Raw genomic sequence first — 14123 nt, 5'->3', positions numbered from 1 at the left:
TTAGTTTTTCTTATGCATGAATTATATACCCATGACGAGAAAGAGTATATTTAAGGTATAAAAAAAGCGACTAATGTCGCTTTTTATTATGCGGTTACTTTTTATAAGTCGCTAGCGCTGGTATCTAACGGCGCAAAACTCTTAACCAAATCATCTACCGCTTTCATTTGCGATAGATAGCCTTCTAATTTGCTTAGGGCTAATGCACATGGTCCATCACACTTTGCTTCATTAGGGTTTGGATGTGCTTCTATAAATAAACCAGCGATCCCCAAAGCCATTCCACTTCTGGCTAACTCTGCCGCTTGAGCTCGACGCCCATCAGCTGAATCTGCACGACCACCTGGGCGTTGCAGCGCATGCGTTGCATCAAAAATAACTGGTGCCATTGCTTTCATGTCATCCATACCTAACATATCAACAACCAGGTTATTATACCCAAAGCTAGAGCCACGCTCACAAAGTGCAATATTATTATTACCAGCCTCATTAAATTTAGTAATGATGTGGCGCATTTCATGTGGTGCTAAAAATTGCGGCTTTTTAACATTGATAATCGCACCTGTTTTTGCCATAGCAACAACTAGGTCTGTTTGACGGGCTAAAAAAGCAGGCAACTGAATAACATCAACCACTTCAGCAACCGGCGCCGCTTGATGCGGTTCGTGAACGTCAGTGATAAGAGGAATATTGAAGGTGTTTTTAATTTCTTCAAATATTTTTAACCCTTCTTCCATTCCCGGACCACGGTACGAGTTGATTGAAGAACGATTAGCTTTATCAAATGATGCTTTAAACACATATGGTATGTTTAGCTTTGTCGTCACTTCTACATAATGCTCTGCAATGCGCATGGCTAAATCGCGCGACTCTAAAACGTTCATACCACCAAATAAAACAAACGGTTTGTTGTTTGCTAATTCAATATCATTAATTTTGATAATTTGATCTTTCATTTTAATTCCTTAAGGTGCAACTGCTTGCAACATTAATCCACAAATATAAGCCATGTATGTACCCACTCCGTAACCTAATACAGCCAGTAAAACACCGACAGGCGCAAGCGAAGGGTGAAATGCTGACGCAACAACAGGCGCAGACGCTGCGCCTCCGACATTAGCTTGCGAGCCTACTGCCATATAAAAAAGCGGTGCTTTAATTAATTTTGCAACAAGCAACATTAAACCAGCATGTACTAGCATCCAAATAGCCCCCACTAAAAACAAGCCCGGGTTATCAAAAATAGCGGTTACATTCATATGTAAGCCAATTGAGGCAACTAAAATGTATAAAAAGCTTGAGGCTACTTTAGATGCACCAAATGCTTCAATCTGTCTTATTTTAGTAAAAGACAAACTAATACCAATGGTAGTTGAAATGACAATTAGCCAGAAAAACTTACTGGTTAAACTGTACTCTTTTGCCCATGAATAGTTATTAGCGAAAAACGGCCCTAAAAAGTCTGCGCAAAAATGGGCTAAACCAGTAATACCAAATGCAATAGCAAGCAATGTCATGTAGTCATTCAGCGTTGGCATGCGCGCATGCTCTGCATGGTATTTTTCAACACGCTGCTTTAAATCTTCAATGGCGCTGGTGTCTGCTCCTGTAGCAGCATCAATTTTCTTATGGTTAGCTGCCATTAGTAACAAAACTGCCATCCAAATATTAGCCACTATGACATCAACGGTGACCATCACTGAAAAAATATCGCCGCCCACCTCAAACATTTCTTTCATTGAGGCTTGGTTTGCACCACCGCCAATCCAGCTTCCAGCTACGGTGGTCATGCCGCGCCATACAGCATCTGGCCCATGCCCGCCTACAATTGTAGGGTCTACCGCGCTCACAACTAATATAGCCAGGGGTCCGCCGATAACAATACCGAGCGTTCCTACTAAAAACATAATTAGTGCTTTAGGGCCTAAGTTTAAAATCGCTTTTAAATCAATGCTAATAGTTAAAAGTATCAAACAGGCAGGTAATAAATAGCGTGAAGCAACGTAATAAACATTCGATTTATTACCATCGACAATACCAAACGTATTAAGCAAAGAAGGTAAAAAGTAGCAAAGTAATAAAGCCGGTACATATTTATAGAACGTTTTTAATGCTGGGCGCTCGCTGTTTGAGGTTTTAAATATAAACCCCAAAATAACCGCAAGTAAACCAAGCACAACTGCATCATTGGTGATTAATGCGCTTTGTGTTTCGACCATGGTATTCCCTAATATTAATGGTGAGTTTTATTATTATCTTCTAATTCTTCAATTTGGTGCTGGATGATTTCTATTGCTGGATCATCTGGGCATTCATCTACAAAAAATTGTAGATCATCTCGGGCCATTTTAGGGCAATCGAGCTGATTTAATAAATACCCTCTGTCACGCCTTTCGTAGGGGTCGTCGCCAATTAATTCCATTAACATTTCAACGCATGTTAATGCGTGGCCAAATTTATTTTCACTAATGAAAGACCACTTTTGCTGCGCTAAGAAAAGCTTATAAACTTCATCGTCAAAAATAAGTTCTAAGGGCTCTTGTTCTTGCCCTTCAGCTTCATCAGCATTTTCAGGAATAATATACCAACTTTGCTGACCGCTACTTGGCTCAACCAAATAGCCTTCTTCATCGCTCATAGCAATATGAACACCTATATCACCTTGATTTAGACTCATACTGGCATCGAGGTTAGCCTGTTGTAAAAAATGACAAAGTAAAATTGCCAGAGTAGTTGGCGAGCCGCTACGCATAGTTAGGGTGTAGCTTAGGCTATTTAATTTATGCTCAGGTACTTTTAAACTCGAAGCGCTAAATAGCCATGTACTGTAAAAGGTGTCTAGCAACTTATCTAAGCGTTCATGAGAGTCGGGTACAACAATACATAATGCATTAATTTGTTTTTCAAAATCAGCAAGAACATCAAAAGCGGCTGTTAAGTCTAGTTGTGGATCCCATTTCGATTCAGCCTTAATACAACGATAAATTGCCGCAGGGGTAAAGTCATCGTAAGCATCATCAATATAAGAGTCATCGTGTTCATCAAACCCAAAAGTGGTCATCAATACTGCAACATTTCTAGAAAACGAACGCGTAGTTTACCTAATTCTACCCATATATTCCAATAACGAAATATACTTGATCAAATGCATGGAGGGAATATTCGAGCTTTAGAGATACTAAAGCTCGGTAAATTTATTTAAGGCTTAAAGTAGTAATGCTGACTTGGCTGTTGCCAAATAACCAATAGCTAAAATAACAAACGTATTTACAATAAGGTAAGATATTTTAGCCAAAAAATTAGTTTGCTTAGCGCTTATAATTCCAATAGCAATATAAGCAACCACTAATATAATTTTTTCTAATAACCAATATTGTTCAAACGGGTTTATCTTCCCCATATACATGAGTGTAAATGCAGAAATTAAAAGTAATGTATCCATGCTATGACTACCAATAAATACAACTTTATTGCGAGCAATTTTGCCACTGCCCATTCGTGAAAAAGATCGAATATAAAATAAAACTACACTCAATGCTGCTATTGCCATGTGTGAGTGCTTTACTGCTAAATAATCCATATGCCTCTGTTCTTCTATTTATATAAAATTAATCTGGGTAACGTTTGATAATTATTTCAAGTTCATCAAGGTTTGCGTTAAAAACATCAACTAACTTTGGTTCAAAATGCGTGCCTTTTTGTGCGTTTATCTCTTCAACAACACGCTCGAGCGTCCATGAATCTTTATAGCAGCGTTTATGCCTTAACGCATCATATACATCAGCCAATGCCACAATGCGGCCGAATATATTAATTTTATTCCCTGCTAAACCTTCAGGGTAACCAGAACCATCCCACTTTTCGTGATGTTCCTTGGCTATAGTGGCACCTGCACTTACAATTTCATGTGCTGATCCTTTTAAAATCCCATAGCCTTTATCAGTGTGGGTTTTCATTACTTCCCACTCTGGTGCATCAAGCCTTGCGGGCTTATTTAATACCGAATCGGGGATACCTACTTTACCTACATCATGCAAAGGCGCAGCTAATCTAATCAAATCAGCTTGCTGTTTAGATAAACCATAACCAAGCGCCAAAGCATGGCAAATATGTGCAACACGTTTTACATGATTACCTGTTTCAGTAGAGCGTTGTTCAACCGCTTCACTTAATCTGTAAACAAGCTCTTGTTGCGTGGCCTCAATCTCTGATTGTAACTGAACATTTTCAAAGGCTAATTGTACATTTTGAGCAAAAATTTCAACGAGGTTGCGTTGTGTATCGGTTAGTGTATTTGGAATGCCTGTGATAAACAGCATTGAGCTGTGGTTATATTCACTGCTGCAATAAGCAAATAGGTAATTATCTTTGTAGATAATAGACTGATTATTTAACGCTTCTTGGCATGCGCTTAGTTGCTCTGCGTGTAGCACCTCTTCAAGCTCTTTACCTTCACTTTTTTCAAACTCACCGGTACCTGAACAAATAATCATTTTATTGTTCTGAGATGCTGGGTTTTGTGCAACAAGGGTGGTCGCGTACATAGCCTGATCTGAAATACCAAGCAATGATGTAAGTTGCTGCATCACTCCTTCTATAAAATGCTCTATTGAATGTGCAGAAAAAATATTGCGTGATGCAGTTATTATTTTCTCAAGGCCAACACGAGATTGTTCTATTGAAATAATATCGCGGTACGAACGAAGGCTCGACATGATAACTGTAAACAATTTTTGTGCGGTGAGTTCTGTTTTTGATTTGTAGTCGTTAATATCAAAATTAACTATTACTTGGCGTTCTGGTGCCTGACCAGGTTGGCCGGTACGTAAAATAATACGAATGTGGTTATTTTTTGCGGTTTCACGAATATATTTTACAACTTGCAGGCCTGCATCGTCTGTTTCCATTACAACATCAAGTAAAACAATTGCTGCGTCTTTATGTTCATCAATTAAAGTTTTAGCCTCAGCGCCAGAATACGCGCTGATAAATTCTAAACGTTTATTTTGAAACTCAAAATCACTCAATGCCAATTTAGTAACTGCATGAACTTCAGGTTCGTCATCAACGATTAGTACTTTCCAGGTGCCCAAATCGGTGTTATCTACCGGTGTATCTGGCTCATCTGAAAATAAAAAGTCACCCATCATAATTAGAATTCCTACATGACACATTTAACACACGGATGCAGTAATAATTAAGCTTATTATGGCCACTGTGCGAGCGTTACACGGTCATTTTCACCAAGATCTTTTATCGTTTTAATATTAACAAAGGCCATCGTTTTAAAAAATTCACGAACAGAAAAACCTTGGTCATAACCGTGCTCTATTAGAAGATAGCCACTAGATAGCAAATAGTCACGTGATTGTGTAATTATTTGTTTAATATCAGACATTCCTGAATCTTCAGCAACTAAGGCGGATAAAGGTTCAAATCGCACATCGCCTTGAGCCAAATGTTCGTTACTACTTTCTATGTACGGTGGGTTGGTAACTATAAGATCAAAATATTCATTATCAAGTGAGCTGAACCAATTGCTTTGTTTAACACGCACATTACCAAGTCCTAGACGCTGTTGATTCCGAGTTGCAAGCGCTACAGCGTCAGTCACTTTATCTACCGCTGTAATATTCCACAAAGGCATTTCACTACCCAATGCCAATGCAATTGCCCCAGTACCTGTTCCCAAGTCCAAAACTTTTGCATTTTCCGAAATTCCTAAACCAAGTGCAGCCTCAACTAATGTTTCAGTATCTGGCCGCGGAATTAACGTTGTTGCATTGACTTCTAAAGTTAAACTCCAAAACTCACGTTGCCCTGTAATATGCGCTACAGGTTCGCCGTTTAATCGCCGAGCGCAAAGAGTGTCAAAGGTGTTTTGTTGCTCTGTACTGAGCAACCTTTCGGGCCAAGTAAAAAGATAGCTACGTGGTTTATCAAGAACATGAAGAAGTAATACCTGTGCGTCTAATTTCGCACTTTCGCTGCTTTGCGCTAATAAATTAGCGCCAGCAGCAACAGCTTGCTCGAGAGTTTGATTCACTATTACTCATCGCCCATTGCGGCAAGTAAATCAGCTTGGTGCTCTTGCATTAATGGGTCTACAATGGCACCTAAATCACCCGCTACAACTTCATTTAAGCGGTACAGCGTTAAGTTGATACGGTGATCGGTTATACGTCCCTGCGGATAGTTATATGTACGAATACGTTCAGAACGGTCACCACTACCAACTAAATTACGACGCTCAGAGGCTTCTGCTGCATGACGCTTCTCATCTTCAGCTTGCTGTAAACGTGCTGCAAGTACTGACATCGCTTTAGCACGGTTTTTATGTTGCGAACGCTCATCTTGACATTCAACAACCACACCAGTAGGTAAATGCGTAATACGAATTGCTGAGTCAGTTTTATTTACGTGCTGGCCACCTGCACCCGATGCTCTAAAAGTATCTACTTTTATATCTGCGGTGTTAATTTCAATTGCTTCAGCTTCTGGAATTTCTGCCATTACCGCTACGGTGCACGCCGATGTATGAACACGACCTTGCGATTCAGTCTCTGGTACACGTTGTACACGGTGTACGCCAGACTCAAATTTAAGCTTACCGTATACGCCTTCACCGCTAATGTTAGCAATGACTTCTTTGTAACCACCGTGTTCACCTTCATTGGTAGTTACTACTTCTAATTTCCACTTTTGCGTTTCAGCAAAACGGCTGTACATTCTAAATAAATCACCGGCAAAAATAGCGGCTTCATCACCCCCTGTACCTGCGCGGACTTCTAAAAATACATTGTTATTATCTTTTGGATCTTTAGGAAGCATTAATACCTGAATTTCATCTTCAAGACTTAATATTTGTGCTTTGGCTTCTTTATACTCTTCCTGTGCCATTTCTCGCATATCAGGGTCTGAGTCTTTAAGCATCTCTTCAGCGCTTGCTAAATCTTCTTTTGTTTGTTGATATGCTAAAAAAGTTTTAACTATTTCTTCAAGCTCAGAGTATTCTTTTGAAAGGCCACGAAAGCGATTTTGATCGCTAATAACCGACGGGTCGCTCAACAGTGCTTGTACTTCTTCGTAGCGCTCTACTAGCGTTTCTAATTTATTATAAACAGACTCTTTCATTTAACGGTTATTCCTGATCAATACCTAACATTTTTTTCAACTGATTTAATTGAGCCACTTCACCTTTTTTAGCCGCATCTTGAATGGCACGGGTAGGCGCGTGCATTAAGCGGTTGGTTAACTTATTGGCCAATTCTAAAATTACTTTTTCTGCGTCTTTACCACTAGAAAGCTGGCTAACTGCTCTTTCTACTAATTCCGACTTAATTGTTTGAACATCGTTTCGATAGTGACGAATTAACCCCACAGAATCGAGTGAACGCATCCACATACAAAACTCTTTAGTGCGCTCAGTAATAATTATTTGTGCCTGCTGTGCAGCTTGTTCTCGCGCTGCCATATTTTCACTTACAATTGTTTGTAAGTCGTCAACCGAGTATAAATAAGCCGCATCTAGCTCACCAACTTGGCTTTCAATGTCGCGCGGTACCGCAATATCAATAAACAACATCGGTTTGTTACGACGCTGCTTTAGTGCTTGCTCCACAACCCCTTTACCAATAATAGGCAGTGTACTGGCCGTTGAGCTTATTATAATATCTGCGTTATGCAAACGCTCTGGCAACTGCGCTAATGCAATGACATCTGCCGACACTTCATCAGCAAGGTTTCGTGCTCGTTCAATCGTTCTATTGGCTACTGTTATATTTTGTGGCTCATTTTGATACAAATGCTTAGCAACAAGCTCTATTGTTTCGCCTGCACCTATTAATAACACATTGGTTTTATCAAGCTTGCCATAAATATGCTTAGCTAAATTAACAGCCGCAAACGCCACCGAAACTGCACTGGCGCCTATATTAGTTTCAGTTCGGACCTCTTTAGCAACCGAAAATGTCTTTTGAAACAAACGATCAAACGTAACACCCACTGCATCATGGGTTTTAGCACTATTATAGGCTTGTTTAATTTGCCCTAAAATTTGCGGTTCACCTAACACAAGCGAATCTAAACCGCAGGCAACGCGCATTAAATGGTTAATTGCTTGATTGCCCTCGTGGCAATAAATGTTATTACTCAGTTCCTGTTCATCTAAACCATGGAAACTGGCAAGCCATGCTAACAGTGTTTGGGAATTTTGCTGAGCAAGGCTACAATAGATTTCTGTTCGGTTACAGGTAGACACGATCACAGCTTCATTAAAGTCGGCATGGCCACTTAATTGCTGCAACGCCTCTGACATTTGCTCAGGCGAAAAAGCCACTTTTTCACGCAGTTCTACGGAAGCAGTTTTGTGATTTATACCTAGTGCTATTATGGTCATGTTTGCCAAATATTGCTGAGCCCTACTTTAAAGGCGGCAATTTTACCAAAAATCAGCGGAATATGGAAAGTAAGGAACAACATTTGATTAGACATTATTTAATATTAGCTATAACTTTTATGTTTTTAAGTGGCTGCGCGCAACAATTACCAAATAAAACAGCAATTTACGACAACTGGAAAGGTCAACTCGCCAATCAAAAAACTTGGCATGTAGAGGGGAAACTTGCTTTTATTAGTCCCGATGAGCGCCAATCTGCAAACTTAAATTGGCAGCAACAAGAAAATAACAATAATTTAGTACTGACTTCATTTATTGGCACACGCATTTTACAACTAAAACAGTCGCGCAATGTTGCTGAGCTTGAATTTGACGATAAAGTTTATGTAGATACCAATGCATCTGCGCTGCTTAAGCGCTTAACTGGCTTTGCTTTACCTGTTAATAATGCTGATGACTGGCTTAAAGGCACTATTGATTCACAATCGTTACAAGTTGATGAACTTGGCCGTTCGAAGCAAGTACTTTGGTTGGATAATGAAAGTAAACAATGGCAAATAAACTATGCTGATTATATACAAACCGCTGGTTATTGGTTGCCTACAAAACTGACGCTCAAACACCAAAAAATTAAAATTAAAATTCAACTATATGACTGGCAATTTAATTAACTATGAATAGCAAAACCTTTTTTTCACTTATTGCACCTGCAAAACTCAATTTATTTTTACATATCAATGCGCGCCGAGATGACGGTTATCACGAATTAGAAACCTTATTTACTTTCTTAAACTTCGGCGATGAGCTCTCTTTTGAGTTAACAGATGAACCATCAATTTCAATCACTGGTGATACTAAAGGCATACCACTTGAAGATAATCTCATCTATAAAGCTGCTTTAATGTTACAAACTGATACTAAAACAAAGCACGGTGTAAAAATAAATTTGATAAAACGACTGCCTATGGGAGGAGGTGTTGGAGGGGGATCGTCTGATGCGGCAACAACACTATTAGCGCTCAATAAACTGTGGAATATTAATTACGACATTAATAAACTTGCTAATTTAGGCTTACAATTAGGGGCTGATGTGCCTGTATTTATACGTGGTGAAAGCGCCATTGCGCAAGGCATTGGGGAAAAACTACACCGTGTTGAACTTGCGCAAAAATGGTACTGTGTTGTGCACCCAAACCAGCATGTAAGCACCGCTAAAATATTCACTCACCCCGACTTAAAACGCGATACACCAAAAATCTCAGGTGACTGGAAACAGCAAACTTTGTACAACGATTGTGAGCCTTTAGTTAAAAAGCTATGCCCCGAGGTTGAAAAAACCCTCCAGTGGTTGCTAAAATACTCTCCGTCGAAGATGACCGGAACAGGTTCATGTTGTTTTGTAGAGTTTGATACACAAGCTCAAGCAAGCCATGTACTTGCTAACCTCCCCCATACTTGGCAGGGATTTGTAGCGTCAAATGCTAATATCTCCCCTGCTCATACGGAGTTAACCGCCATTTTCGATCAATGAAGTAACGTAAAAGTAATCATAAGTTAACTCGTAATGATTTTTATCATTGCTCGTTAGTCCAAAATTTCAGTGCCTGAGGAACCCTACCGTGCCTGACATGAAGCTCTTCGCTGGTAACGCAACACCTGAGTTAGCTCAAAAAGTTGCAAAACGTTTATATATTGAATTAGGCGATGCTGTTGTTGGCCGTTTTAGCGACGGTGAGATCAGTGTTCAAATTAATGAAAATGTTCGTGGCTCGGATGTTTTTATCTTGCAATCAACCTGTGCCCCTACAAACGATAACCTTATGGAACTTATCGTTATGGTTGATGCTCTTCGTCGCGCATCTGCGGGTCGTATTACTGCCGTCATTCCTTATTTTGGTTATGCCCGCCAAGACCGTCGCGTACGTTCTGCCCGCGTACCAATCACTGCTAAAGTTGTTGCCGATTTCTTATCGAGTGTAGGTGTAGACCGTGTACTTACGGTTGATTTACACGCAGAGCAAATTCAAGGCTTCTTTGATGTACCAGTAGATAATGTATTTGGTAGCCCTGTATTACTTGAAGATATGAAAGAACGTCATTTTGATGATGTTGTTATTGTTTCTCCAGATATTGGTGGTGTAGTGCGCGCACGTGCAATTGCAAAACTATTAGACGATACTGATTTGGCTATTATTGATAAACGCCGCCCACAAGCAAATGTTTCTCAGGTAATGCATATTATTGGTGATGTAGAAGGCCGTGACTGTATCATTGTTGATGACATGATTGATACTGGTGGTACGTTATGTAAAGCCGCTGAAGCACTTAAAGAACATGGTGCTAAACGCGTATTTGCTTATGCAACTCACCCTATTTTATCAGGTAAAGCAGCTGAAAATTTACGTGATTCTGTTATTGACGAAGTTATTGTAACCGACTCAATTCCATTATCTGATGAACTTAAAGCGCTTGATAAAGTAAAAGTGCTAACGCTTGCTGATATGTTAGCAGAAACTATTCGTCGTATTAGCAACGAAGAATCTATTTCAGCAATGTTTGAGCACTAATCTCAGGTATTTGCTGAAAACAAAAGCGCCTTTTGGCGCTTTTTTTGTATGCTATGTATATTTTACTGAATCACAGTGGTATGATAGCGCGCCTTTTGGCTAGGGACCTTGGTCGCAAAGGCCCTAAACTTTTAAATAATTGGAGACATCATGTCTAACACAACTTATACATATGACGCTGAACTTCGCGTAGAAACTGGTACTGGTGCGAGCCGCCGCCTACGTCGCGAAGACAAAGTTCCTGCAATCCTTTACGGAGCTGACAAAGAAGCTTTATCTCTTACTTTTGCTCATAAAGATATGATCAAAGCACAAGAAGACGAAGGTTTTTACACTCATATTCTTACACTTAATGTAGGCGGCGAGAAAGTTGAAGCTATCTTAAAAGATATTCAACGTCACCCATTCAAGCCTAAGCTTACTCACCTTGATTTCCAACGTGTAGACGCAACTCATAAATTAACAACTAAAGTTCCTCTTCACTTCATCGGTGAAGAAATCGTAACTAAAGCTGGCGCAACTGTTGTTCACCAGTTAACTGATGTTGAAATTTCTTGTCTTCCAAAAGCATTACCAGAATTCATTGAAGTAAATGTTTCTGAGTTAGTAGCTGGTGATTCAATCCATATCTCTGATTTACAACTACCTGCAGGCGTTGCGTCTGTTGAATTAGGTAAAGGCGAAGGCCATGACCTTTCAGTAGTTACAATCAAAGCAAACAAAGCAGCTCCAGCTGAAGACGAAGAAGCTTCAGACGCTGCAGAATAATATTTAAGGTCTCGCACCTTGAATTCTATTCAAATGCTTGTGGGCCTGGCTAATCCAGGCCCACAATACGCAAATACACGCCACAATGCAGGTGCTTGGTTCATCGAGCAACTCGCAGCACGCTACAATTGTACGCTAAAACACGATCCTAAATATCACGGCCTTACTGGCAAAGTGATAATCCAAGGCCAAGAATTCAAATTATTGATCCCCACTACTTACATGAATTTAAGTGGTAAAGCGGTCAGTAGTTTAGCCAACTTTTTCAAAATCCCTGTTGAAAATATCTTAGTTGCACATGACGAGATGGATTTAGAGCCCGGTGTCGCCAAATTAAAAAAAGGGGGCGGACACGGTGGTCATAATGGCTTAAAAGACATTATGGCAAAAATGGCAAATCAAAAAGATTTTATGCGTTTACGTGTTGGCATAGGTCATCCAGGACATCGTGAAATGGTTACCGGCTGGGTGCTTGGAAAAGCGCCAAAGGTTGACCAAGAAAAAATGGATGCTGCTGTAGATGAAGCAGTTCGTTGTATGGAAATACTTGCAAAAGACGGCGTGCTAAAAGCACAAAACAGACTTCATTCGTTTAAACCCTAATAAACTTGAGTCCAAGTGTACGGTTAAACGAATTCTAAACAAGGTATCTTACTATGGGTTTTAAATGTGGCATCGTTGGCTTGCCTAACGTAGGTAAATCAACGCTTTTCAATGCATTAACTAAAGCGGGTATTGAAGCCGCTAATTTTCCTTTTTGTACCATTGAGCCTAATACAGGTGTGGTACCTGTTCCAGATCCTCGCTTGGACGAGCTTGCTAAAATTGTAAACCCACAACGTATTCTTACTACAAGTATGGAGTTTGTTGATATTGCTGGCCTTGTAAAAGGCGCATCAAAAGGTGAAGGCCTTGGTAATCAGTTCTTAGCGAATATTCGTGAAACTGATGCAATTGGTCATGTAGTACGTTGTTTTGAAGACGAAAACGTAATTCACGTTGCAGGAACAATTGACCCTGCTGACGATATTGACGTGATCAATACTGAGTTAGTACTTGCTGATATGGACAGCGCTGAGAAAGCGATGTTCCGTAATGCTAAAAAAGCGAAAGGCGGCGATAAAGACGCAAAAGAACAAAATGCGGCGCTTGAAAAAGTAAAAGTACACCTTGATGAAGGCCTTACACTTCGATCGTTAGAATTAACTAAAGAAGAAAAAGCAGCTATCAGCTCTATCAACTTCTTAACTATCAAACCAACTATGTATATTGCAAACGTAGCAGAGGATGGTTTTGAGAATAACCCACTACTTGACCGCGTTCGCGCTATAGCTGAATCAGAAGGCGCTGTGGTTGTCCCTGTGTGCGCAGCAATCGAATCTGAGTTATCTGAACTTGATGATGAAGACAAACTCGAATTTATGGCTGACCTTGGCTTAGAAGAGCCAGGCCTTAACCTTGTAATTCGAGGCGGCTACGAATTACTCAAGCTACAAACTTACTTTACCGCAGGCGTAAAAGAAGTGCGAGCTTGGACAATTCCTGTAGGTGCAACAGCGCCGCAAGCTGCTGGTAAAATTCATACCGATTTTGAACGTGGATTTATCCGTGCACAAACCATTGCTTATGACGACTACATTAACTGTAAAGGTGAAAGTGGTGCAAAAGAAGCGGGTAAAATGCGCCAAGAAGGTAAAGAGTACATTGTTAAAGATGGCGATGTAATGAACTTCCTGTTTAACGTATAAGTATTTATTCCCTCTATTTAGGGAAATAAATTTTAAAGGCTCGTTTTTACGAGCCTTTTTTGTTTTTTAAACGTATATACACTGTCAGCTTTTGGGAATAAATAACACTAAGTTAATTTTAAAAAAGCGCAACCTGTTATACTTCCTCTTTAATCGGTGTTAAAAAAACGGCGTTTTTATTAAAATTTAGCCTGTTAGCTTAATTTTCCTGCAAACAAACACAGTTAAGCGTTTTTTTGCAAAAAAGGTGTTGACGAATTTGGGTCATGTCAGCATAATACGCCCCGCACTCAGCGATGAAGTGCTAACAAAAAAGATGGCTAAGTAGCTCAGCTGGTTAGAGCACATCACTCATAATGATGGGGTCACAGGTTCAAATCCCGTCTTAGCCACCATTTATTTTTTGTTGCTCAATGAAGAGTTTAAAATAACTACCTTGTGTGCGGGAGTGGCGGAATTGGTAGACGCGCTGGATTTAGGTTCCAGTATCTTAGGATGTGAGAGTTCAAGTCTCTCCTTCCGCACCATTATTCTTGATAAGAATTAAAACTATCAGTTGTTTATTGTTGGGATATCGCCAAGCGGTAAGGCACCAGGTTTTGATCCTGGCATTCCCAGGTTCAAATCCTGGTATCCCAGCCA

14 protein-coding genes and 3 tRNA genes are annotated in these 14123 nt (G+C 40.0%); 9 read left to right on the top strand and 8 right to left on the bottom strand.

Annotated elements, in window-relative coordinates; translation table 11 throughout:
• Positions 1-101: 101 nt before the first annotated feature.
• The 8 genes from kdsA to hemA all read right to left on the bottom strand — a co-directional run bounded on the left by kdsA (position 102) and on the right by hemA (position 8398).
• A complete protein-coding gene (kdsA, locus tag R0J88_RS16845; RefSeq protein WP_006794509.1) occupies positions 102-956 on the bottom strand; it encodes a 3-deoxy-8-phosphooctulonate synthase in 855 nt (284 codons plus the stop codon).
• 9 nt (positions 957-965) lie between these two features.
• On the bottom strand, positions 966-2219 hold the full coding sequence (locus R0J88_RS16840) for a DUF819 domain-containing protein (RefSeq protein WP_010556013.1): 1254 nt from the start codon (positions 2217-2219) through the stop codon (positions 966-968).
• Between the two features lie 14 nt (positions 2220-2233).
• Positions 2234-3061, bottom strand: coding sequence for a tetratricopeptide repeat protein (locus R0J88_RS16835; RefSeq protein ID WP_008133135.1), 828 nt, complete (start codon positions 3059-3061; stop codon positions 2234-2236).
• A 144-nt stretch (positions 3062-3205) separates the two neighbouring features.
• Positions 3206-3580 (bottom strand): SirB2 family protein, encoded by a 375-nt coding sequence (locus R0J88_RS16830; protein WP_410900497.1) that lies wholly within the window; start codon positions 3578-3580, stop codon positions 3206-3208.
• 28 nt (positions 3581-3608) lie between these two features.
• Positions 3609-5150 (bottom strand): DUF3369 domain-containing protein, encoded by a 1542-nt coding sequence (locus tag R0J88_RS16825; RefSeq protein ID WP_276755195.1) that lies wholly within the window; start codon positions 5148-5150, stop codon positions 3609-3611.
• Positions 5151-5206: 56 nt separating this feature from the next.
• The gene (gene prmC, locus R0J88_RS16820; protein ID WP_410900496.1) at positions 5207-6046 is read right to left on the bottom strand and encodes a peptide chain release factor N(5)-glutamine methyltransferase; all 840 of its coding nucleotides are present in this window, start codon (positions 6044-6046) and stop codon (positions 5207-5209) included.
• A gap of 2 nt (positions 6047-6048) precedes the next feature.
• Positions 6049-7134, bottom strand: a complete 1086-nt coding sequence (gene prfA / locus R0J88_RS16815) for a peptide chain release factor 1 (RefSeq protein ID WP_006794503.1) — start codon at positions 7132-7134, stop codon at positions 6049-6051.
• Positions 7135-7141: 7 nt separating this feature from the next.
• Entirely contained in the window at positions 7142-8398 is a 1257-nt protein-coding gene (gene hemA, locus R0J88_RS16810; protein ID WP_170865573.1) for a glutamyl-tRNA reductase, read from the bottom strand.
• Positions 8399-8481: 83 nt separating this feature from the next.
• Here hemA and lolB point away from each other — a divergent pair, with 83 nt between their 5' ends.
• The 9 genes from lolB (at position 8482) to R0J88_RS16765 (ending at position 14123) form a co-directional block, all read left to right on the top strand.
• On the top strand, positions 8482-9069 hold the full coding sequence (gene lolB, locus R0J88_RS16805) for a lipoprotein insertase outer membrane protein LolB (protein WP_410900495.1): 588 nt from the start codon (positions 8482-8484) through the stop codon (positions 9067-9069).
• A gap of 2 nt (positions 9070-9071) precedes the next feature.
• Complete coding sequence (ispE, locus tag R0J88_RS16800) at positions 9072-9929, top strand: 4-(cytidine 5'-diphospho)-2-C-methyl-D-erythritol kinase (RefSeq protein ID WP_410900494.1); 858 nt, start codon at positions 9072-9074, stop codon at positions 9927-9929.
• Positions 9930-10017: 88 nt separating this feature from the next.
• Complete coding sequence (locus R0J88_RS16795; RefSeq protein ID WP_008133143.1) at positions 10018-10965, top strand: ribose-phosphate pyrophosphokinase; 948 nt, start codon at positions 10018-10020, stop codon at positions 10963-10965.
• A 150-nt stretch (positions 10966-11115) separates the two neighbouring features.
• Entirely contained in the window at positions 11116-11733 is a 618-nt protein-coding gene (locus R0J88_RS16790) for a 50S ribosomal protein L25/general stress protein Ctc (RefSeq protein WP_008133144.1), read from the top strand.
• Between the two features lie 18 nt (positions 11734-11751).
• Entirely contained in the window at positions 11752-12336 is a 585-nt protein-coding gene (gene pth, locus R0J88_RS16785) for an aminoacyl-tRNA hydrolase (RefSeq protein WP_410900493.1), read from the top strand.
• Positions 12337-12389: 53 nt separating this feature from the next.
• On the top strand, positions 12390-13481 hold the full coding sequence (gene ychF / locus R0J88_RS16780; RefSeq protein ID WP_008133148.1) for a redox-regulated ATPase YchF: 1092 nt from the start codon (positions 12390-12392) through the stop codon (positions 13479-13481).
• Between the two features lie 318 nt (positions 13482-13799).
• Positions 13800-13876 (top strand) — tRNA-Met (locus tag R0J88_RS16775).
• Between the two features lie 47 nt (positions 13877-13923).
• Positions 13924-14008, top strand: a tRNA-Leu gene (locus tag R0J88_RS16770).
• A 40-nt stretch (positions 14009-14048) separates the two neighbouring features.
• Positions 14049-14123: transfer RNA gene (locus R0J88_RS16765), tRNA-Gln, on the top strand.

Source organism: Pseudoalteromonas sp. SIMBA_162 (assembly GCF_046535955.1).
GTDB classification, from domain to species: domain Bacteria; phylum Pseudomonadota; class Gammaproteobacteria; order Enterobacterales; family Alteromonadaceae; genus Pseudoalteromonas; species Pseudoalteromonas marina.
This window is presented reverse-complemented; position numbering and strand designations above follow the sequence as displayed.